Annotated in this window: 20 protein-coding genes; 10 read left to right on the top strand and 10 right to left on the bottom strand. The window is 59.6% G+C overall.

Annotated features, from left to right (window positions below; translation table 11 throughout):
- Nucleotides 1-28: 28 nt before the first annotated feature.
- From ACWKV5_RS15095 to metG, 6 genes are all read right to left on the bottom strand, one after another.
- The gene (locus ACWKV5_RS15095) at nt 29-538 is read right to left on the bottom strand and encodes an Rnf-Nqr domain containing protein (RefSeq protein ID WP_483841867.1); all 510 of its coding nucleotides are present in this window, start codon (nt 536-538) and stop codon (nt 29-31) included.
- Complete coding sequence (locus tag ACWKV5_RS15090) at nt 531-1,142, bottom strand: RnfABCDGE type electron transport complex subunit G (RefSeq protein ID WP_483841866.1); 612 nt, start codon at nt 1,140-1,142, stop codon at nt 531-533. Before ACWKV5_RS15090 ends, ACWKV5_RS15095 begins: the two co-directional genes overlap by 8 nt.
- On the bottom strand, nt 1,139-2,128 hold the full coding sequence (locus ACWKV5_RS15085; RefSeq protein WP_483841865.1) for an RnfABCDGE type electron transport complex subunit D: 990 nt from the start codon (nt 2,126-2,128) through the stop codon (nt 1,139-1,141). The genes ACWKV5_RS15090 and ACWKV5_RS15085 overlap by 4 nt, the downstream gene beginning before the upstream one ends.
- Complete coding sequence (gene rsxB / locus ACWKV5_RS15080; RefSeq protein WP_483841864.1) at nt 2,115-3,329, bottom strand: electron transport complex subunit RsxB; 1,215 nt, start codon at nt 3,327-3,329, stop codon at nt 2,115-2,117. Before rsxB ends, ACWKV5_RS15085 begins: the two co-directional genes overlap by 14 nt.
- The gene (locus tag ACWKV5_RS15075) at nt 3,326-3,895 is read right to left on the bottom strand and encodes an electron transport complex protein RnfA (RefSeq protein ID WP_483841863.1); all 570 of its coding nucleotides are present in this window, start codon (nt 3,893-3,895) and stop codon (nt 3,326-3,328) included. The genes rsxB and ACWKV5_RS15075 overlap by 4 nt, the downstream gene beginning before the upstream one ends.
- A gap of 142 nt (nt 3,896-4,037) precedes the next feature.
- Nucleotides 4,038-6,089, bottom strand: a complete 2,052-nt coding sequence (metG, locus tag ACWKV5_RS15070) for a methionine--tRNA ligase (RefSeq protein WP_483841862.1) — start codon at nt 6,087-6,089, stop codon at nt 4,038-4,040.
- A 287-nt stretch (nt 6,090-6,376) separates the two neighbouring features.
- Between metG and apbC the strand changes: the two genes are divergently transcribed.
- Nucleotides 6,377-7,471: an iron-sulfur cluster carrier protein ApbC gene (gene apbC, locus ACWKV5_RS15065; RefSeq protein ID WP_483841861.1), complete on the top strand. Its 1,095-nt coding sequence runs from the start codon at nt 6,377-6,379 to the stop codon at nt 7,469-7,471.
- A 130-nt stretch (nt 7,472-7,601) separates the two neighbouring features.
- On the opposite strand, the gene ACWKV5_RS15060 is transcribed toward apbC, so the two are convergent.
- Nucleotides 7,602-8,360: an SDR family oxidoreductase gene (locus ACWKV5_RS15060; RefSeq protein WP_483841860.1), complete on the bottom strand. Its 759-nt coding sequence runs from the start codon at nt 8,358-8,360 to the stop codon at nt 7,602-7,604.
- A 165-nt stretch (nt 8,361-8,525) separates the two neighbouring features.
- Here ACWKV5_RS15060 and ACWKV5_RS15055 point away from each other — a divergent pair, with 165 nt between their 5' ends.
- From ACWKV5_RS15055 to groL, 4 genes are all read left to right on the top strand, one after another.
- A complete protein-coding gene (locus ACWKV5_RS15055) occupies nt 8,526-9,257 on the top strand; it encodes a HugZ family pyridoxamine 5'-phosphate oxidase (protein ID WP_123434931.1) in 732 nt (243 codons plus the stop codon).
- Nucleotides 9,258-9,323: 66 nt separating this feature from the next.
- On the top strand, nt 9,324-9,800 hold the full coding sequence (locus ACWKV5_RS15050; RefSeq protein WP_123434930.1) for an FxsA family protein: 477 nt from the start codon (nt 9,324-9,326) through the stop codon (nt 9,798-9,800).
- Between the two features lie 246 nt (nt 9,801-10,046).
- A complete protein-coding gene (locus ACWKV5_RS15045) occupies nt 10,047-10,340 on the top strand; it encodes a co-chaperone GroES (RefSeq protein WP_019827816.1) in 294 nt (97 codons plus the stop codon).
- Between the two features lie 49 nt (nt 10,341-10,389).
- The gene (gene groL, locus ACWKV5_RS15040) at nt 10,390-12,033 is read left to right on the top strand and encodes a chaperonin GroEL (protein WP_008155543.1); all 1,644 of its coding nucleotides are present in this window, start codon (nt 10,390-10,392) and stop codon (nt 12,031-12,033) included.
- A gap of 153 nt (nt 12,034-12,186) precedes the next feature.
- Here the strand turns inward: groL and ACWKV5_RS15035 are convergent, their stop codons facing one another.
- On the bottom strand, nt 12,187-12,930 hold the full coding sequence (locus tag ACWKV5_RS15035; protein WP_483841859.1) for a phosphatase PAP2 family protein: 744 nt from the start codon (nt 12,928-12,930) through the stop codon (nt 12,187-12,189).
- A 53-nt stretch (nt 12,931-12,983) separates the two neighbouring features.
- The gene (locus tag ACWKV5_RS15030) at nt 12,984-14,933 is read right to left on the bottom strand and encodes an LTA synthase family protein (RefSeq protein ID WP_483841858.1); all 1,950 of its coding nucleotides are present in this window, start codon (nt 14,931-14,933) and stop codon (nt 12,984-12,986) included.
- Between the two features lie 203 nt (nt 14,934-15,136).
- Here ACWKV5_RS15030 and colR point away from each other — a divergent pair, with 203 nt between their 5' ends.
- The 5 genes from colR (at nt 15,137) to ACWKV5_RS15005 (ending at nt 18,871) form a co-directional block, all read left to right on the top strand.
- Entirely contained in the window at nt 15,137-15,820 is a 684-nt protein-coding gene (gene colR, locus ACWKV5_RS15025; protein WP_123434926.1) for a two-component system response regulator ColR, read from the top strand.
- Nucleotides 15,810-17,093, top strand: a complete 1,284-nt coding sequence (locus tag ACWKV5_RS15020) for a sensor histidine kinase (protein ID WP_483841857.1) — start codon at nt 15,810-15,812, stop codon at nt 17,091-17,093. Before colR ends, ACWKV5_RS15020 begins: the two co-directional genes overlap by 11 nt.
- A 161-nt stretch (nt 17,094-17,254) precedes the next feature.
- Entirely contained in the window at nt 17,255-17,923 is a 669-nt protein-coding gene (locus ACWKV5_RS15015) for a class I SAM-dependent methyltransferase (protein ID WP_483841933.1), read from the top strand.
- A 4-nt stretch (nt 17,924-17,927) separates the two neighbouring features.
- The gene (locus tag ACWKV5_RS15010; protein ID WP_483841856.1) at nt 17,928-18,641 is read left to right on the top strand and encodes a lipopolysaccharide kinase InaA family protein; all 714 of its coding nucleotides are present in this window, start codon (nt 17,928-17,930) and stop codon (nt 18,639-18,641) included.
- Between the two features lie 2 nt (nt 18,642-18,643).
- Nucleotides 18,644-18,871 (top strand): hypothetical protein, encoded by a 228-nt coding sequence (locus tag ACWKV5_RS15005; protein WP_483841855.1) that lies wholly within the window; start codon nt 18,644-18,646, stop codon nt 18,869-18,871.
- Between the two features lie 176 nt (nt 18,872-19,047).
- Here ACWKV5_RS15005 and ACWKV5_RS15000 read toward each other — a convergent pair whose 3' ends face one another.
- Complete coding sequence (locus ACWKV5_RS15000; RefSeq protein WP_483841854.1) at nt 19,048-22,083, bottom strand: multidrug efflux RND transporter permease subunit; 3,036 nt, start codon at nt 22,081-22,083, stop codon at nt 19,048-19,050.
- Nucleotides 22,084-22,085 lie beyond the last annotated feature (2 nt).

Raw genomic sequence — 22,085 nt, 5'->3', positions numbered from 1 at the left:
ACGATGCGTTTCCCTAAAAAGCAGTCAATCAATGTGAGGGCGTCGAGCGAGCCCAAGCCTGGCGTGCGGCGATCAACACTCCCAGGAGGATGAACCCGCCGGGGACGAGCGTGGCGAGGTGCAGGCCACCGTTGCCAAGGAGTTGGCGCAGCAGGCCCAGGCCCAACATCAATGCGCCAAACACGGCGCACAGACGCAAGCGATCAAAGCGTGGGCTCTGGAAGAAACCGTTGTATTCCAGCACAACGCATTGCAGTGCGATCAATCCTGCGTAAAGCGCCACAGGCTGTTGCCATTGAAGTGACAAGACTTGTGCGGCCAATTGCGCGCAGCTGGTGAGCGTGGCGGCCAGCAGGACGCTGGCAAGCAAGCGGGCGGACGGAACCAATCGAGATCGCAACGCCCACATGCCAACGCCATAAGCACTGATGATCACGATGAACATCAGCCACAGTCCCAGCGCCGCCGCCCAGGAAGTCGTGGCACCGATCAGGGGCGCCAGCATCAATGAGTTTTGCAGGGTCGACGACTTAGTCATGGGCGCTACTCCCGATCAAGGGTTGCCGGTGTTCATCGAAGTAGCGCAAGGCGTCATGAATGGCGCTGATCACCGCCCTTGACGTGATGGTCGCCCCTGCCACCTGATCAAATTGTCCCTGATCCTTTTTCAAGGCCCAGCCCGTGTCGCCGGGGTCGTTGCGGGACTTGCCGGTAAACGTTTGAAGCCATGCGTTCGGCCAGTCGGCGATCTTGCCACCCAGCCCCGGGGTCTCAGATTGCTTGAGGGTTTTGACCCCCAGCAACTTGCCGTTGGCATCAATGGCAATCATCAACTCGATTTTGCCTTCATAGCCCAGTGTCTGGCTGCGCAGCAACACAGCGCTCGGTTGGCCGGCCTTGGTCGCCAGGTAGCCGCCCAGCAGTGTGCTATTGGCCAATTGGATGTTGGCGAGGTTGAGCGGCTGCTCCAGCGGCTGATTGTCGTAGCTTTGCGTCGGTAGCAGGTCCAGCAGGTTGCGACTGTCGATCAGCCGTTGTTCGGCGGCAATGCGCGGTGCGCTGGTGTAATGCGCGAGGTAAGTCGCGCCGATTCCCAATCCGGCCAACAGCACCGGAATCACCACACTGGACGCTCGGCTCATGGGGTCGCTGGCTCCTGCCTGGACGCTATAAAACGCTCCAGCGCCGGTACACAAAGGTTCATCAGCAATACCGCAAATGCCAATCCGTCCGGATAGCCGCCCCAGGTCCGTATCAGGTAAGTCAGCAAGCCCACACCGATACCAAAGAGCAATCGGGCACCTGCGCTTTTTGCCCCGGACACTGGCTCCGTGACAATGAAAAACGCCCCCAGCATGGTCGCGCCGGTGAGCAGATGAAACAGGGGTGAGCCATGGGAGTCGGAGCCCGAACCGTTCCAGCACAGCAGGCTGATGACAAACAGGCTGGCGAGCATGCCGACCGGCGCATGCCAACTGAACACCCGGCGTTGCAGGAGAAACGCGCCACCGGCCAGAAAGGCCAGGTTGACCCATTCCACGCCGCGTCCGCCGAAATGGCCGAATGCCGGGTTGCCGGCGAAGAGTTCGTCCATGGTGAGGCTTTTGTTGATGCGCAGGCTGTCCAGCGCGGTGGCCTGGGCCCAGGCGTCTGGTGAGGCGCTGAGGTTGAAGCCGAATATCTGTTGCAGGCCGCCGAGCAAATCCATGCCGTGGGAGGACGGCCAATGCGTCATTTGTTGGGGAAAGGTCACGACTACCAAGGCGAAACCGAGCATCGCCGGGTTGAACGGATTCTTGCCCACGCCGCCATACAACTGTTTACCCAGTATCGCGAACGCCGCTGCACAGACCGTCAACCACCACGGGCAGTATGGCGGCAATGCCAGCGTCAGCAGCGTCGCACTGACCAGCGCGCTGCCGTCGCTCAACGTTGGTTTCAGCGGGCGCTGGCGCAGCCGCAACACGGCGCCTTCAACCGCCAGCACGGTGGCGGCCGCCAGCATCAGGTTGATCAAGACGCCCCAGCCATACAGCCAAAACAACGTCAGCATCCCCGGCACGGTGGCCAGCAGCACCAGCTTCATGGCCTGCTGGAGGCGTTCGTCCACCGATTCAAGGGGCGACATAGGCATCCACCTGGTGCTGGGCTTCCAGCAGCCGCGCGCGGGCCTTGTCGATCAATTCGCTCGGGGTGTCCGCACCTCGTTCGAGTTTGCTGACGTCGGCACGGGCGTAGGCCAATTCAGTTTTCAACTGTCGAAGCTGGCTGTCGATGGGACGCTTTTCGACGCGTGTCAGGTCCGGCAGCGGTTGTTCACTCGCCGCTTCAGCGACGTGCAAGGCCTGTTCGGCCTCGCTGAGTGCGCGTTCCAGGGCTTCGAGCTGTTCGGCCGGTGCTTCGTTGACCTGGGCTTTCTTGAGTTCGGCGCGGCGCATGGCCAACTGGATCTTCGCCCGCTTCAACTCGGCGTCCTTCGCCGGGGCAGCCGGCGGCGGGGGTGGCGCTGAAGCGCTTTCCAGTTGCGCCAAAGCCTGTTCGGCGGCCTCGAACTGTTGTTGCAGCACGATCAGTTGCGACTGCTGCTCGAAGGTCGGTGGATGACCAAAGGCCTTGAGCGACTTGTTCAGTTGCGCCCGACTCATCGCCGCATCGATCTTGGCCTTTTTCAGCGCCGCATCAGCGTTCGCCGCTTTTTGTGCGCGCACGCGTTCAAGCGCCGCTTGCACCGGGTCCGCCGTCGTCACTTCACTGTGTGCAACGGCGCGTTGGGCGCGGGCCTGACGTTCTGCGATTTTCTGTTGTTCCTCGCGCTGCAAGCGGGCATTGCGTTGTTCAAAGCGGCGCCGTGCATGGTTGCGTTTGGCGGCGCGAGCCCGTTGCTCTTCCAGGCTTGTGGCCAGGCCCCCGACAATCGGCAGCACGGTGGCCAGCGGCAACAGGCGCATCTCGATGCAGTCCACCGGGCAGGGCGCCACGCATAGGTCGCAACCGGTGCATTCGTCGACGATCACCGTGTGCATCAACTTGGCCGCGCCAACAATGGCGTCGACCGGGCAAGCCTGGATGCACTTGGTGCAACCGATGCATTCGGCTTCGCGAATATAGGCAATCTGCGCCGGGGCTGAACCGCGACTGGTGTCCAGTTCCAGCACCGGTACTTTCAGCAATTCGGCCAGGGCTGCAATGGTTTCGCTGCCACCGGGCGGGCACTTGTTGATCGGCTCGCCGCTGGCGATGCCTTCGGCGTAGGGCTTGCATCCGGGGTGGCCACACTTGCCGCATTGAGTCTGCGGCAGGAGGGCGTCGATGCGTTGAATCAGACTCATGTTTTGATCAGTCCGCTAAATCCGAGAAATGCCACTGCGATCAGTCCGGCGCCGATCAGCTCGATCGGCAGGCCACGAAAGGGCAGGGGAATATCGTTATCGAGTGTGCGCTGGCGCAAATCGCTGAACAGGCTCAGCACCAGCCAAAATCCCAGCCCGGCGCCGAGGCTCAGGAAGGTGGCGTGAAAGAATCCCTTGTCATCCTGAGCGTTGAGCAACGTCAACCCGAGCACACCAGCATTGCCCAAAAGAAGCGGCCAGAGCCCGTCGAACGTTAATTTTGGCAGCAGCCGAGACAGCGCTTTCAACAGCGGGCCGATCAACAAAACGCTTAAGGGCAAGAACACAAACAGGCGCAGCGACGTCAGCTCCAGCGGCACCAGCAACCAACGGTCGGCGGCATAACCCAGCGTGCCAGCCAGTAGCATCAAACAGCTGGTCGCAATGCCCAGCGCATGGACTTGCCGATGCTCGTTACCCAGCAGCGGATCGGTGCCCAGCGGCCAGTGCAACACGACAGTGTTGATCAGGGCAGCGCTGATAAGCGTAAGCAGTATCTCGGTCATGATCGTGCCGGCAAGAACGGGGGCTTTTTAACGAGCGGTCTAAAAAGCTTAGGCATTATCCGGCAAGGACGGAGGGTGGGCCAGATATGAAAATCCCACAGTCGCGTCAGGCACGACTGTGGGATCGGTTTACAGCAAGACCTTACTTGATGCGCTGACCCGGCTTGGCGCCGCTATCAGGGCTGAGCAGGTAGATTTCTTCGCCGCCAGGACCGGCCGCCATCACCATGCCTTCGGAGATGCCGAACTTCATTTTCCGTGGCTTTAAGTTGGCGATCATCATGGTCAGGCGACCATCGAGCTTGGACGGATCCGGGTAAGCGCTCTTGATCCCGGAGAACACGTTGCGTTGCTCGTCACCGATGTCCAGGGTCAGGCGCAGCAGCTTGTCGGCGCCTTCCACGTGTTCAGCCTTGACGATCAGTGCGACGCGCAGGTCGATCGCCGCGAATGCGTCGAACTCGATCTCTGGCGACAGCGGATCCTTGGCCAGTTCGCCGTTGCCGGCCGGTGCGGCTTCGCCGGTGTCGGTTGCGCTGGCGGTCAGGTCTTCTTTGGACGCGTCGCTCATGGCCTGTACTTTTACCGGGTCTATACGCGTCATCAACGGTTTGAACTCGTTCAGCTGATGGTTGCTGAGCAGGGTCGCGTGGTCGTTCCAGGTCAGCGGCGCGACGTTCAGGAACGCCTCGGCATCGGCAGCCAGCAACGGCAGGACCGGCTTGAGGAAGATCACCAACTGGCGGAACAGGTTGACGCCCAAGGCGCAGATCGCCTGGACTTCGTCCTGCTTGCCTTCCTGTTTGTTCAACGACCACGGTGCCTTGTCGGCGATCCAGGCGTTGGCACGGTCGGCCAGGCCCATGATTTCACGCATGGCGCGGGCGAAGTCGCGAGCCTCGTAAGCCTCGGCGATGCTTGGCGCCGCGGCCAGGAACGCTTCGGTCAGTTCAGGCGCGGCATTGCCGGCCACCAGCACACCGGCGTTGCCTTTATGGATGAAACCGGCACAACGGCTGGCGATGTTGACGACTTTGCCGACCAGGTCCGAGTTGACCTTCTGCACGAAGTCCTCGAGGTTCAGGTCGAGGTCGTCGACGCCACGGCTCAGCTTGGCCGCGTAGTAGTAGCGCAGGTATTCCGGCGACAGGTGATCCAGGTACGTCCGGGCCTTGATGAAAGTGCCACGGGACTTGGACATTTTCTGACCGTTGACGGTCAGGTAGCCGTGCACGTTGATGCCGGTCGGTTTACGGAAACCGGCGCCTTCGAGCATGGCTGGCCAGAACAGGGCGTGGAAGTTGACGATGTCCTTGCCGATGAAATGGTACAGCTCGGCGGTGGAGTCCTTGCCCCAGAACGCATCGAAGTCCAGCTCCGGCGTGCGGTTGCACAGGTTCTTGAAGCTCGCCATGTAGCCGATCGGCGCGTCCAGCCAGACGTAAAAGTACTTGCCCGGCTCATCGGGAATCTCGAAACCGAAGTACGGCGCATCGCGGGAGATGTCCCACTGTTGCAGGCCCGCGTCCAGCCATTCGGCGATCTTGTTGGCGACGGCGTCTTGCAGGGTGCCGCTGCGGGTCCAGGTTTGCAGCATGTCCTGGAAGTCCGGCAGCTTGAAGAAGAAGTGCTGGGAATCCTTGAGCACCGGGGTGGCGCCAGAGATCGCCGACTTCGGATCCTTCAGGTCGGTCGGCGCGTAAGTCGCACCGCATTTTTCGCAGTTGTCGCCGTACTGGTCTTCGGTGCCGCATTTCGGGCAGGTGCCCTTGATGAAGCGGTCGGCCAGGAACATTTTCTTTTCCGGGTCGAAGTATTGCGTGATCGAGCGCTGGGCAATGTGCCCGGCGTCGCGCAGCTTCAGGTAGATCTGGCTCGACAGCTCACGGTTTTCTTCGGCGTGAGTGGAGTGAAAGTTGTCGAAGTCCACCAGGAACTCGGCAAAGTCGGCGCTGTGTTCAGCCTGGACGTTGGCGATCAGTTGTTCCGGGGTGATGCCTTCCTTTTCCGCGCGCAGCATGATCGCCGAACCGTGGGCGTCGTCGGCGCAGACATAAATGCATTGGTTGCCGCGGTGCTTCTGGAAGCGCACCCACATATCGGTCTGGATGTATTCCAGCATGTGGCCAAGATGGATCGAACCATTGGCATAGGGCAGGGCGCTGGTGACGAGGATCTTGCGTGGCTCGGACATGGGGCTCGGCTACTTGATGAAACGGAGGTCGGCCACTATAAAGCGCCGGCGCATATTTTTCACCCCTGTGGCGAGGGGGCTTGCCCCCGTTCGGCTGCGCAGCAGCCGTGAATCCAGGCAATTCGGTCTGTCTGACAGATTGAAAGGGGCCACTTCGCGGCCCAACGGGGGCAAGCCCCCTCGCCACAGGAAAGCGTTCGCAACAATTGATCTTCAGGCATGCCGATAGGAGAGTAGAACGGTTAGGATACCCGCCTGATTTTCCAGTCTTGCTATCGGAGTTGCCCATGAGCGCCGTCAATCGCGCAGCGGTGGAAGCCGTCCTTCGCCAATACACCGACCCTTATCTGAACCAGGACCCGGTCAGCGCCGGATGCGTGCGCACTATCGACATCCAGGGCGATCGCGTCAGCGTCCAGCTGGAGTTGGGCTACGCCGCCGGCCTGTTCAAGAGCGGCTGGTCGCAGATGCTGCAAATGGCTATCGAAGGCCTCGACGGCGTGACGACCGCCCGTGTCGACATCACCAGCGTGATTGCCGCGCACAAGGCCCAGGCGCAGATCCCGGGGCTGGCCAACGTGAAAAACGTGGTGGCCGTGGCGTCCGGGAAGGGTGGCGTGGGCAAGTCCACCACCGCTGCGAACCTGGCGCTGGCGCTGGCCCGTGAAGGCGCCAAGGTCGGGATTCTCGACGCGGACATCTACGGTCCGAGCCAGGGCATCATGTTCGGCATCCCCGAAGGCACCCGACCAAAGGTCAAGGATCAGAAGTGGTTTGTGCCGATCGAGTCCCATGGCGTTGAGGTGATGTCGATGGCGTTCCTGACCGACGACAACACGCCGATGGTGTGGCGTGGGCCGATGGTCTCCGGTGCGCTGCTGCAACTGGTCACCCAGACCGCGTGGGGCGACCTCGATTACCTGGTCATCGACATGCCGCCAGGCACCGGTGATATTCAGCTGACCCTGGCGCAGAAAGTCCCGGTGGCCGGTGCCGTGATCGTCACGACCCCGCAAGACCTGGCGCTGCTGGATGCGCGCAAGGGCGTGGAGATGTTCCGCAAGGTCAACATTCCGGTGCTGGGCGTGGTGGAAAACATGGCCGTGCACATCTGCTCCAACTGCGGGCATGCCGAGCATCTGTTCGGTGAGGGTGGCGGTGTGAAGCTGGCCAATCAGTATGGCGTTGAGCTGCTGGCCTCGTTGCCGCTGGCAATGGCCATTCGTGAGCAGGCCGATGGCGGCAAGCCAACGGTGATCGCCGAGCCGGACAGCCCGATTGCGCTGGTGTATCAGGAACTCGCTCGCCACGTCGGCGCGCGGATCGTGTTGCAGGAAGCGGTATCGCCGGCGATGCCGAACATCACCATCAGCGACGATTGATTCGCTGAGTAAAATGCGTCCCCTGTGGGAGCGAGCCTGCTCGCGAATGCGGTGCGTCATTCAACAGATTAGTTGACTGATCTACCGCTTTCGCGAGCAGGCTCGCTCCCACAGTTGTTTTGGGTGTTGCTTAGATCCGCAACCCGCCATCCATTTCGAGGATCCGGCCGGTGTAGTAGTCGTTCTCGAAAATGTACGCCGCCGAATGGGCGATCTCTTCCGGTTTGCCCATGCGCTTGAGCGGAATACCGGCCGTCATCTTCTCCAACGCTTCAGGCTTCATGCCCAGCGTCATCTCGGTTTCAATAAAGCCCGGGGCGATGCCCGCCACGCGAATGCCGTAGCGCGCCAGTTCCTTGGCCCAGGTCACGGTCGCTGCCGCCACGCCAGCCTTGGCGGCCGAGTAGTTGGTCTGGCCAACGTTGCCGGCACGCGAGATCGAGGAGATATTGATGATCGCGCCGCTGGTGTTCAGCTCGACCATTTTTGCCGCGACTTCACGGGTGCACAGGAACACGCCGGTCAGGTTGACGTCGATCACCGCCTGCCATTGGGCCAGGCTCATCTTGGTCATCTCGCCGTCCTTGACCTTCAACAGCAGGCCATCGCGCAGGATGCCGGCGTTGTTGATCAGGCCGTGGATCGCACCGAAATCTTCGGCGACCTGAGCGACCATGTGGGTCACTTGCTCTTCATTGGCGACGTTGCACAAGTAGCTGCGCGCCTCGACACCCTTGGCCTTGCACGCGGCGACGGCGTCTTCGAGCTTTTCCTGGTTCAGGTCTACCAGCGCCAGCTTCGCGCCTTTACCCGCGAAATACTCGGCCATCGAACGGCCTAAACCCTGGCAACCGCCAGTGATAATGATTACTTTGTCAGTGAGTTGCATTCGCATGCCCCAATAGCAGGTCAGAGTGGTTTCCTAGTAGAGGGCCTCTCGATCTGCACCTGATGTGGCCTGGCTGCACATGAGAACTGCCCCGATGGCGTTCTGGATACTTATCCCCAGGCGCCTGTCCGTTTTTTCGACGGATTCTATTTAAGGAGTCATAAATTGAGCGTAGAAGCGGCCAAGAATGCCCGAGAATTGCTTCTCAAGGAATACCGGGGAGTGCTTTCGACCCACTCCAAGTCGATGCCGGGTTACCCGTTTGGCTCGGTAGTTCCTTACTGCCTGGACGAGCAGGGCCGGCCGCTGATCCTTATCAGCCGCATCGCCCAGCACACGCATAACCTGCAAAAAGATCCGAAATGCTCGCTGTTTGTGGGCGAGCGTGAGGCTGATGACGTGCAAGCCGTTGGTCGGTTGACGTACCTCGCCGAAGCAGAAAAGCTCGAGGACGAGGCGGCCATTGAAGCGGCCGCCGAACGCTACTACCGCTATTTCCCGGATTCGCAGAGTTATCACAAGGCCCATGATTTCGATTTCTGGGTGCTCAAACCCGTGCGTCACCGTTACATCGGCGGCTTCGGCGCGATTCACTGGGTCGATCACCTGACCCTGGCCAACCCGTTTGCCGGCAAAGCCGAAGTGAGCATGGTCGAGCACATGAATGCCGATCACGCCAAAGCCATCGCGCACTACGTCGAACTGGCGGGCCTGCCGAAAACCGAACCGGCGCAACTGGCCGGCATCGACACCGAAGGCATGCATTTGCGCATCGGCCAGGCGCTGTACTGGTTGCCGTTTCAAGCGCCTTGTAATACGCCGACACAAGTCCGGGAAGCCTTGGTTTTCCTGGCTCACGCCGAGCATTGGCCCAAAAAAGAAGTCGCCGACGCTTGAATTCACGAAAGGGCGACGTCATCTAAGGCTTACTGGCAAGGCATTCTTGCGTTGAGGAACCATTTGATGCGCCCTTTTTTATTGCTCTTTGTACTGTTCCCGGTGTTGGAGCTCTTCGTATTCGTCAAAGTCAGTGGGGCTATCGGGTTTTTCCCGGCCCTGCTGCTGATCATTCTCGGCTCGATGCTCGGCGTGTTCGTGTTGCGCATCGCCGGTCTGGCCACTGCGCTGCGTGCCCGTGAAAGCCTGAATCGCGGCGAGCTGCCGGCCCAGACCATGCTGGAAGGCTTGATGCTGGCCCTGGCGGGCGGTCTGTTGATCCTGCCGGGCTTCGTCTCTGACGTTCTGGGCCTGATCATGTTGCTGCCGATTTCTCGTCGACTGCTGGCCAACAAAATGCGCCAGCGCGCCGAAGAGGCCGCGATCCGTCAGCGTGCATTCGCCGACGACCTGCAGCCACGTGGCGGTCCTGCTCCACGCGAGCCGCTGGGCCGTGAGCCCAACGTGATCGAAGGCGAGTTCGAACACCGCGACACCAAGTAAAACGTTTCACCTGCACGGCACCTTCGGGTGCCGTGTCTGTTTCAGGTCATCGATGTAAAAAATTTCGACCCCCGCCCTTGTAATAAGCTTATGCGCCCTTATGTAACGGTCACCGCAAGGTTTCTGGCGATCACGCCAGACAGACTTCCGCGTCTCGCTTGTCGAGCCGCACCCGGCACCGCCGGATTTGTTAAACCCGCCGGGAATACACCGGCCGATGAAAACCACAATTAGGAGAGATCGACAATGAAGCTTCGTCCTCTGCATGACCGCGTCGTCATCCGTCGCAGCGAAGAAGAAAAGAAAACCGCTGGCGGTATCGTCCTGCCAGGTTCGGCTGCCGAGAAAGCCAACAGCGGCGAGATCCTCGCTGTCGGTACCGGCCGCGTGCTGGACAACGGTGAAGTGCGTGCACTGGCCGTTAAAGTGGGTGACAAGGTTGTGTTCGGCCCGTACTCCGGCAGCAACACCGTGAAAGTTGACGGCGAAGACCTGCTGGTAATGGCTGAGAACGAGATTCTCGCTGTTATCGAAGGCTGATACCCCGCTCATTTTCCCGCTACTACAAAGTATTTAAGGAATATCGATCATGGCTGCTAAAGAAGTTAAATTCGGCGATTCCGCCCGCAAGAAAATGCTCGCCGGTGTGAACGTCCTGGCTGACGCAGTAAAAGCGACCCTGGGCCCTAAAGGCCGTAACGTGATCATCGAGAAGAGCTTCGGCGCTCCGACCATCACCAAGGACGGCGTTTCCGTTGCCAAAGAAATCGAGCTGAAAGATCGCTTCGAAAACATGGGCGCGCAGCTGGTCAAAGACGTTGCCTCCCGTGCCAACGATGACGCAGGCGACGGCACCACCACCGCTACCGTTCTGGCTCAATCGATCGTCAACGAAGGCCTGAAAGCCGTCGCTGCCGGCATGAACCCGATGGACCTCAAGCGCGGCATCGACAAAGCGACCATCGCTATCGTCAAAGAGCTCAAAGCCCTGTCCAAGCCTTGCGCTGACACCAAGGCAATCGCTCAGGTCGGCACCATCTCGGCCAACTCCGACAGCTCCATCGGCGACATCATTGCCGAAGCCATGGAAAAAGTCGGTAAAGAAGGCGTGATCACCGTTGAAGAAGGCTCGGGCCTGGAAAACGAACTGTCGGTTGTTGAAGGCATGCAGTTCGACCGTGGCTACCTGTCCCCGTACTTCGTCAACAAGCCAGAGACCATGACTGCCGAGCTGGACGGTCCGCTGATCCTGCTGGTCGACAAAAAGATCTCGAACATCCGCGAAATGTTGCCAGTACTGGAAGCCGTTGCCAAAGCCGGCCGTCCACTGCTGATCGTGGCCGAAGACGTTGAAGGCGAAGCCCTGGCGACTCTGGTTGTGAACAACATGCGTGGCATCGTTAAAGTCGCAGCCGTCAAGGCTCCAGGCTTCGGCGACCGTCGCAAGGCCATGCTGCAGGACATCGCTGTCCTGACTGGCGGTACCGTTATCTCCGAAGAGATCGGTCTGAGCCTGGAAAGCACTACCCTGGAACACCTGGGTAATGCCAAGCGCGTGATCCTGTCCAAAGAAAACACCACCGTGATCGACGGCGCCGGCGTTGAGGCTGACATCCAGGCTCGCGTTCTGCAGATTCGTCAGCAAGTGGCTGACACTTCGTCCGACTACGACCGTGAAAAACTGCAAGAGCGTCTGGCCAAGCTGTCCGGCGGCGTTGCAGTGATCAAGGTTGGCGCTGGTTCCGAAGTTGAAATGAAAGAGAAGAAAGCCCGCGTTGAAGACGCCCTGCACGCTACCCGTGCAGCCGTTGAAGAAGGCGTGGTACCTGGCGGCGGCGTGGCACTGGTTCGCGCTCTGCAGGCTATCTCCGAGCTGAAAGGCGACAACGATGACCAGAACGTTGGCATCCAGTTGCTGCGTCGTGCTGTTGAAGCGCCACTGCGCCAGATCGTTGCCAACTCCGGCGACGAGCCAAGCGTTGTAGTCGACAAGGTCAAGCAGGGTTCGGGTAACTACGGTTACAACGCTGCCACCGGCGAATACGGCGACATGATCGAAATGGGTATCCTGGACCCGGCTAAAGTGACTCGTTCGGCTCTGCAAGCGGCTTCGTCGATTGCCAGCCTGATGATCACCACCGAAGCCATGATCGCTGAGATCAAGGAAGACGGCCCAGCTGGCGGCGGCATGCCAGACATGGGCGGTATGGGCGGCATGGGCGGCATGATGTAAGCCAGCCTTACCCCTGTACTAAAAAACCCCGCCTGCGCAAGCAGGCGGGGTTTTTTATTGCCCTCATTCGGGCCAGTCGGGAGTGCGTGTCGCCGCCATCGCGGGCAAGCCACGCTCCCACAGGTACAGCGTGATCCCTGTGGGAGCGGTGTTTCAGGCGTTGACTGTTTTCGCTTTGGCCACCGATTCAACCTTCGAAGCCGGTCGGTAAAGCACGTAGTAATACGACCCCAGGCAAATCAGCCAGCAGAAAATCGCAGTCCACACGTTGTGCGAAAAGAAGTGCGCACCCTGCATCATCCGGCCAATCGAGAACACCGAGCCCAAGGCGAAGGCGAAGATAAACGCCGCGCGCGCCATGCGTGGACGACGGTCACGCAACACAAAGAACAGCGCAAACAGGGTGAAACCCGTGGCGGCATGACCACCCGGCCAGCAGCGACCAGGCTTATTCGTGTGCGGGCGAGGGCTGAGCAATTCGCTGTAGGTCTCGTGACCGCCGAATTGCTCCAGGCTCCATGGGCATTGCACCGCCGTCACTGCTTTCATGGGGGTGACAAAGGAAGTTGCCAGACCCAGCGACAGCACCAGGCAACCCAGTTCCCGTTTGAATGGCTTGAGTTTGTCCACGAAGAAAGAGGCGATAAAGCCGATGATCGCAAACACGGAAAAGGCGATGACCACCTCTTTGGCGCGGTCATGCAGGATGTCTTCCAGGAAGTAACTGTGACGCCCGATGAAATCCCCTGCCACTGGATCGTAAAACAGCTTGGCCAGGTCCATGTCCAGTGACGTCAGTTCGAGCAGCACCAGAACGATCGCCGCAACGGCGGGGACGCCCAGGCACACCCAGAAATTGAGCGGGCGCGGGGCAGGACGGACAACGGTTGATGACATGGTGGATCCTGAACAAAGGAAAAACCCCGGGGCATCAGCCCGGGGCGATTCGGTTAACGTACGCTGATTTGGCCGGCACCCTCCTTGGGCGCCTTCCAGCCAAGCAGCTGTTGCTTGAAGCCATAACTGGCCGTTTGGTAATAAGTAATCGCCCGGGTGATCAATGGATCAGTGGCCGTGGCACGTGACTCGCGACTTTCTGTCAGCGCTTCATCGTGGCGGCGCAACCCTTGGCGCGGGCTAAGGATCGCCAGATCCTTGCCGTCAAACAACCCCAGGTGTTGATAATTGCCAACCACCACTCGCGGCGGCAACGGATTGTCCTGCAACAGGTTGCGACCAAAGAATGTCGATTCGTAATCCAGATTCAGCAGGCCCAGCAATGTGGGGGCGAGGTCGATCTGGCTGGCCAGTTGTGCAGTCTCACGGGCCGGGATCAACTTCGGTGCATAAATGAACAGCGGAATCTGGTAGTTGGTGATCGGCAAATCTTCTTTACCGGCGCTGCCCGCGGTGTGGTCGGCGACGAAGACGAAGATTGTATTGTCAAACCACGGCTTTTTGCGCGCCTGATCGAGGAACTGACCAATGGCATAGTCTGTGTACTTCACTGCGCCGTCGCGGCCATTGCCGGATTTGATGTCGATCCGGTTGTCCGGGTAGGTGTAAGGACGATGGTTGGACGTGGTCATCAGTTGCAGCAGGAACGGCTGTTGCTTCGCATAATCGGCGTCCGCCAGTTTCAGCGTCTGCGTGTACAAATCTTCGTCAGCCATGCCCCAGGCATTCTTGAAGTGAATCTCGGTTTCATCGACGCTGCTCTGGTCGACCACGCGGTAACCGTTGCCGCCGAAGAACGCGTTCATGTTGTCGAAGTAACCGCGACCACCGTAAACGAACACGCTGTCGTAACCCACGGCGTTGAGCTGTTGGCCGAGGCTGGCAAACCCGCTCTCGCGGCCGATGCGCTTGACGATCGAACGCCCCGGTGTTGGCGGGATAGCCAGCGTGATGGCTTCCAGGCCGCGATCCGTACGGGTGCCGGTGGCGTAGAAATTGTTGAAATACAGGCTCTGCTGGCGCAGGGCATCGAGGTTAGGTGTCAGGTTACGCTGGTCACCGTTGCTGCCCATGTACTTGGCACTGAAGCTTTCGATGGTCACCAGCACGATGTTGGGTTTGCGCAGGGTGCCGGGGTTATCGATATCCCTACGGATGTCCTGAGGGTCCTTACCGACAAAACGTGCATTGGGTTCGCTGAGCTCGGCCCGAATCTGCTGTGCGACAACGTCGGCCGGCAGCGTGCTGTAGAACTGCGGGTAATCCAGATCGTTGTTACGGAACGCTGCGAAAAACTGGTACGGGCCATTGCTCGACAGTTCGTTCTGGTAGGCGTTACCGCCCTGGGCGCGAGGTGAATCCTGGCTGAGCAGTTGCAGGCTCAGACCGGCGACGATCAACAGGCCCAAGGCATTCAGCAAACGCCCGCGCAGTGGCGGCAACGGGGCGTTCATCGCGGCATTGAAGGGTTTGCGTAATACAACGCTCAAGACCAGCGCGAGGACTGCGAGCAGACTCAACAGTTTGCCGATCGGATAGGACTCGAGCAGGTTGTTCAGCACCTCATCGGAATACACCAGGTAGTCGACGGCGATGAAATTGAAGCGCACGCCGAATTCATCCCAGAACAGCCATTCGGCCACTGCGGTGAACAACATGGCGAACAGGCTGACCGTCAGCAAGCCCTGAAGCAACCAGCGATGCCCGCGGCGACGCCACAACGCTGGCGGACACAGCAGCAAGTAAAGGCCCATGGGCAATGCCGCATAGGCAATAAAGCCCAGGTCATACAGCAAGCCGATGCCGAACACGGACAAGAAACCGCTGCCGGCCTCGTCCAAGTGAGTGAGGAGCAGAACCGTCCGGGTCAGGAAGAAAATCGCCAGCCAGACGCCGGTGACCAGCAGGAGAAAGCGCATTGGCGCCGTCTTGAAGAAGTCCATTGTGTATACATTCCTTGTTATCAATTGCGCGGTATTTTCTCCTGAGTGCTGTCGTCAGGGTGTGAACCGATAGTGAAAAAGGTGTCAACCGTACCATTTGATGGCGCGAATTGATTCTGCGATGCGAAACCCTAGTCCTCAGCCACACTTGGCCTTAAGCTGCGCGGGCCAAGACGGCCGTTACTGTGTACGGAGGAGTGCCCATGCGAATTCTATTGGTTGAAGACAACCGCGATATCCTCGCCAATCTGGCTGATTACCTGGGCCTCAAAGGCTACACCGTGGATTGCGCACAAGACGGATTGTCGGGCCTGCACCTGGCGGCCACCGAGCATTACGACTTGATCGTGCTCGACATCATGCTGCCCGGGATCGACGGCTACACCCTGTGCAAACGCCTGCGCGAAGACGCCCGCCGCGACACGCCGGTGATCATGCTCACCGCCCGCGATCAACTCGACGACCGGCTGCAGGGCTTCAAGTCCGGCGCCGACGACTACCTGATCAAACCGTTTGCCCTGTCTGAACTGGCCGCGCGGATCGAGGCGGTGATGCGTCGCAGCCAAGGGGGCGGTCGTCGCACGTTGCAGGTCGGCGATCTGGCCTACGACCTCGACACCCTCGAAGTGACCCGCGAAGGACGACTGCTGAAACTCAACCCGGTGGGCCTGAAATTGCTGGCCGTGCTGATGCAGAAAAGCCCGCACGTGCTGCGCCGGGAAATTCTCGAAGAAGCCCTGTGGGGCGATGACTGCCCGGACAGTGACAGCCTGCGCAGCCACGTCCATCAACTGCGTCAGGTAATCGACAAGCCGTTCGCCAAGCCATTGCTGCAAACCGTTCACGGTGTGGGTTATCGCCTGGCCGAGGGCCGTGATGGAGTTTAAGCAGAGCCTTGCTCAACGGATCATCATCGCCTTTGCGCTCATGAGCGCATTGGTGGCCGGTGCCTTTGCCATGGGCATTGTGGCGACCGTGCACGTGGTGGAAGAAAAGCTGATTTCGTCCGGGCTGGGCGGCGATCTGCAGCGTCTGTTGCTGATGGACAGCATGTCGGACTGGAGCCATCGTCCCGAGCCGGACCAACTGTTCTACTTCAGCGGCGGGGCAGGGGATTTCGAACTGCCCAAGGATCTGCGCAACCTCGATTCGGGTTTTCACGAGGTTTTCCGCGATCAGCTGTCGTATCACGCGATGGTCGAAATCGTCGACGGCCGACGCTACGTACTGCTGCAGGACCAAAGCGATTTCGAAGAGCGTGAGCGGGTGCTGTTTGCCGTGGTGCTGGTCGGCTTCGTCCTGAGCCTGGCGCTGGCGGTTTTTCTCGGCTGGGTGCTGGCACGCAAAGTCATGGCGCCGGTGGTACGGCTGGCCCGCCAAGTGCGTCATCGCGATCAGTTGTTGGGGCTGGCGCCGCCTCTGGCACCGGATTATGCCGCTGACGAAGTGGGCGAGCTGGCCGTTGCCTTCGACGCCACCTTGGGGCGTTTGCGCCAGGCGCTGACCCGCGAACGGTTGTTTACCAGTGACGTCAGCCACGAACTGCGTACGCCCTTGATGGTGTTGGCCAGTTCCTGTGAGTTGCTATTGGAGAACCCCGGTATCGACCAGCGCGGCCGCGCCCAGGTCGAACGCATTGCCCGGGCCTGTGAAGAGATGCGTGAACTGGTACAAACCTTCCTGATGCTGGCTCGCGCGCAACGTGAAGACGCCAGCATGTCGCCGCAGCAGAACCTCAATCAGGTCGCCGACGGATTGCTCAATCTGTGGCGAGAACCCATCGAAACCAAAGGGCTGAAGCTGGTTTTTGAACCGGGTCCCGCTCCAACCGCCAGCTACAACGCAACGCTCCTGCATGCGGTGATGGGCAACTTGCTGCGCAACGCTTTGCACTACACCGAGCGCGGCTTCATTCGCCTGACCCTCACGGCCACGGGGTTTTTGGTCGAGGACAGTGGTGTGGGTATTCCCGAAGAAAAACGCGAGGCGATGTTCGAGCCTTTCGTACGGGGTACCGAAAAACGCGGCGAGGGCCTTGGCCTGGGGCTGTCGCTGGTGCAGCGGATTTGTGAGAACCAGGGCTGGACCGTCAGCCTGACGACCATGGAGCCCAACGGCTGTCGTTTTCAGGTCGACTTAAAGGCATCGGATGTTGGTTGAGTGGACGGTTGCAGTTGGATGGCCCTGAGCTATCGTTGTTATCCTGTAAAACCTTGAAATAGTTCGGGGTTTCCCTCAACGAAATTTTCACAAATGAATGACCTGACTCTGACACTAAACTACCTAAGGTTGGTGACATCAGCATTTCAGGAGACCTGATGATGGACGGCCCGATCAAACTCGATTTTTCCGAAAAGTACGACGATCAACACGCTAAACGCTACCTGCAAAAGCATCAGGATGGCCTCGGTCGCAAGTTGTCCCACTGGCGCGACGTACAGCTGGGGCGCAAGGCGCTGAAGCTGGTCGGCGAGCCTGGGCTGGTACTCGATTTGCCATGCGGTGCCGGACGTTTCTGGCCAATGCTGGCGGAAAAATCCAATCGGGCGATCATCGGCGCCGATAACTCTGAATCGATGGTGAAGATTGCTTGCCAGGCGCAACCCGCTGATGTCGTAAAACGGGTACAACCCTTGCACACTTCTGCCTTCGACATCGCCTTGCCAGATAACGCCGTCGACAGCATTTTCTGCATGCGTTTGCTGCACCACATCGGTGAAGCCGAGCATCGACTGGCAATTCTGCGCGAATTCCAGCGTGTCACCCGTGACAGCGTGATCCTTTCGTTGTGGGTGGACGGCAACTTCAAGGCCTGGAAACGCAAGCGTTCAGAAGCGCGGCGTGGGCAGGAAGGTTACCAAAACCGCTTTGTGTTACCGGCCGCAACGGTAGAAAAAGAATTCGAGCAAGCGGGTTTCCGCATCCAGGAAAAACTGGACTTCATACCGCTCTACGCCATGTGGCGCGTTTACGTATTACGCAAGAGGTAACAGGATGGCAGTGCAATGTGCAGCAGAAACGGAAGTCGCTCCCAAGGACCGCTTCGACTATTTCTGGAACCAGCGTGGTGAATGGGTAGAAGAACCCAACGTTCGCCGTGGTGGGGAAAGTGGCGTGCAGCGTGTCATGGGCAGCGATGGACAATTGCTCTATGCCAAGCGTCAGACCGGCCATATCTATCGCAGCTGGCTGCACCCGTTTGGCCGCCCGACCGTGCTGCGTGAGCAAGATGCGCTGATCGGCCTGCGCAAGCTCGGTGTGCGTGTTCCTGAAATCGTTTTCTGCGGCGCACAGCGCGACCCTGTGCACAAATGGCGCGCATTGCTGGTGACCAAGTCGCTGGATGGCTTCGAGGAAATCGAACACTGGTACGCCGGTGGTGGTCGCGAGCGTCATGGCGAGGAGGTGAATGATCGCGTGTTGAAGGATCTGGCCGAGAACCTCGCCCGCATGCACAAGGGCCGTTGGCAGCACAGTTGCATCTACATCAAGCACGTGTTTTTGCGGGTGACCGGTGAAGGTGAATCGGCCAAGGTCGAAATCGCCTTGATCGATCTGGAGAAGTGTCGACAGCGCATGACCGCTTCCCAAGCGGCCGCTCATGACATGAAGCAACTGCGTCGCCATTCGTCATTCAGCGATGCGGACTGGAAAAAACTCGTCTACTTTTATGAGACGGCGTTTGGCAGCGCTATCAAAGGTTTATAGCGATGAAACTAGAAATTGCACGAGGTTTGTTTTTAGTTGGAGCCTTGGCAGTTGCTACATTGGCGGTGGCTGCCTGGGAGCAGCCTCGCACGCAAGTCCTCAGTTCAGTGAGCAGCGATGCTCACTGTCCAGTACCGCGAGCAATCAAAGCCTCGGCGGCAGCGCAACCAGACCATGATTTGTTATTGCTCATGTTCGGGCTTGCCCAGGGGATGAGGCCGCAAAGTTGACCAGATTGAAGCCAAAATAAAAGGCCTCGCATGTGCGAGGCCTTTTTTTTACTTACGATTCCCAAGTCACGCCGCCAATCAACTGTGGGAGCGAGCCTGCTCGCGAATGCGGTGTGTCATCCAACGGATTAGGTGACTGATCTACCGTATTCGCGAGCAGGCTCGCTCCCACAGGGTTATGGGTGTTCCTTGGGATCGGGTTTGGCTAGCAAGGTGTAGATGCATGGCAACACGAACAAGGTAAACAACGTCCCGATCGACATCCCCGTCGCAATCACCGTCCCGATATCAAACCGGCTCACCGCGCCCGCGCCCGTGGCAATGATCAAAGGCACCATGCCAAACACCATCGCTGCCGTGGTCATCAGCACGGGACGAAGCCGGATCGCCGCCGCTTCCTCCACCGCTTCGCGAGCCGTCAAGCCTTTTTCCTTGCGCAGCAGGTTGGCGAATTCGACGATCAGGATCCCGTGCTTGCTGATCAGCCCGATCAGCGTCACCAGCCCCACCTGGGTATAAATGTTCATGCTCGACCAGCCGAGGAACAACGGGATCAACGCCCCGCAAATCGACAGCGGCACGGTCACCAGAATCACCAGCGGGTCGCGAAAGCTTTCAAACTGCGCGGCCAGCACCAGGAAGATGATTGCCAGCGCCAGGGCAAAGGTGACCCACAGCGCACTGCCTTCCTGGACGTATTGCCGTGATGCGCCGGCGTAATCGACGGCGAAGCCTGCCGGGGCTTCTTCCCGGGCGATCTGCCGCACGGTGTCGAGGGCTTCGCCCATGCTGACCAGCGGCACCCCGGACAGAATGGCCGAGTTGAGTTGCTGGAACTGGTTCAGCTGTCGCGGTCGCGCTCGGTCGGTGACGGTGATCAGGGTCGACAGGGCTAGCAATTCGCCCTTGTTGTTCTTCACATAATAGTTGTTCAGCCAGTCCGGGTTATCCCGGAAGGGGCGTTCGACCTGCGCGATGACCTTGTAGCTGCGGCCCTCGATGGTGAAACGGTTGATTTCCGCCTCACCCAGCAACGTCGCCAGCGTTCCGCCCAGGTCCTGCATCGAGACGCCCATCTGCGCAGCTTTGGCGCGGTCGATATCGACCACCACTTCCGGTTTGTCGAACGCCAGGTCGACGTCGACGAAGGCGAACTTGCCGGACTCCATGGCACGCTTTTTCACCCGGTCCATGACCTGCAAGAGCAGCTCGTAATCATTGGCCGTGTTGATCACGAACTGAAACGGCAGGCCTTCGCCGGTACCGGGCAGGGAGGGCAGGTTGAAGCCGAAGATCTGCAACCCGGAAATGCTCTCCAGTTTGCGCTGGACCTCGGGCAGGATCGCCATCTGCGTGCGGTGGCGTTCATTCCACGGCTTGAGCAGGAAACCGCCAATCCCCGATTGCACGCCGTTGAACCCATTGATCTGGAACGAGGAGTAGTACTCGGGAAACTCCTTGAAAATGGTGATGAATTCGTCGGTGTAGGTGTTCAGGTAGTCGAGGTTGGCCGGTTGCGGGGCGTTGGCCAACATGAAAATGATGCCCTGGTCCTCGTCGGGTGCCAGCTCCGACTTGGTGAATTTGAGCAGCACGGGAATCAGGCAGAGCACGATCACCGCAAACACCAGCACCACCGGCCGGGTGTTCAGGGTGCCGTGCAGCAGGCTTTGGTAACGACGCTTGAGGCCTTCGAAAATCAGGTCCAGGCGGTGCGCGAGACCGCTGGGATTTTCGTCGTGACGCAGCAAAAAGGCGCACATCATCGGCGAAAGTGTCAGCGCAACCACGCCGGAGATCACCACCGCCCCGGCCAGTGTCAGGGCGAACTCCTTGAACAGCGCCCCGGTCAGCCCGGTCAGGAAACCGATCGGCGCGTAGACCGCCGCCAGGGTGATGGTCATCGAGACCACCGGCATCGCAATTTCCCGAGCACCTTCGATGGCCGCGTCAAAAGGCGTCTTGCCTTCCTCGATGTGACGGTGAATGTTCTCCACCACCACGATGGCATCGTCCACCACCAGACCGATGGCCAGCACCATCGCCAGCAGCGTCAGCAGGTTGATCGAGTAGCCCATCATCTGCATGAAAAACATCACGCCGATCATCGACAGCGGAATGGTCACCACCGGGATCACCACTGACCGCAGCGCCCCGAGAAACAGGAACACCACGACGATGACGATCAGCACCGCTTCGAACAGGGTTTTCACCACTTCATCGATCGAGGCCTGGATGAACAGAGTGGCGTCGTAGGCGATTTCACCCTTGAGATTTGGCGGCAACTGGGCTTCCAGGTCCGGCATGATCTTGCGCACTTCCTTGATCACGTCCAGCGGGTTGGCGCCCGGCGTGGCCTTGATGCCGATGTACACCGAGGGGGTGCCACCGAAGGAGCTGATGGTGTCGTAGTTTTCCGCACCCATTTCCACCCGCGCGACATCGCTGAGCAGCACGCGGCTGTCACCGTCGACCTTGAGCGGAATCGCGGCGAAGGCTTCGGCGGATTTGAGCTCGGTGTTGGCATTGATGCTGGTGACGACGTATTCGCCTTTCACTTCGCCGGCGGCGGAGAGGAAGTTGTACTGGCGCACCGCATTGGTCACGTCGCTGGCACTGAGGCCGAAACCGGCCAGCTTCACCGGGTCCAGCCACAGGCGCATGGCAAACACCTGATTGCCGAGAATCTCGGCTTCGGCCATGCCGGGCAGCGTGGCCAGTTTCGGCTGGATGACCCGCGACAGGTAGTCGGTGATCTGCGGGTTGCTCAGCTCCTTGCTGAAGAAACTGATGTACATGAGTGCCGAGGCATCGGCCGCCTCCTTGCTCAGCACCGGGTCTTCGGCGTCCTGAGGCAACTGGTTCTTGACCTCGTTGGCCTTGGCCAGCAGCTCGGTGAACAAACGGTCGCTGTTGGAGCCGATACGCGCGTAGATCGAGATCACCGAGAAGTTCTGGCGACTGACCGACGTCATGTAGTCGATACCCTCGGCACTCGCCAGACTCTGCTGCATCGGTTGGGTGATGTAGCCCTGGATGGTTTCGGCGTTGGCCCCGGGATACGCGGTGGTCACCGTGATCAGGGCGTTTTCCATTTGCGGGTATTGGCGCAGCGGCAGCTTGCTCCAGGCCTGGAAGCCCAGCAGCACAATCAACAGGCTGACCACGGTCGCGAGGACCGGGCGGCGGATGAACGGGTCGGTAAAAGCCATGG

The organism is Pseudomonas oplopanacis (assembly GCF_057128725.1).
Note: the sequence above shows the minus strand (reverse complement) of the source record. Positions and strands in the feature narration are given on the sequence as shown.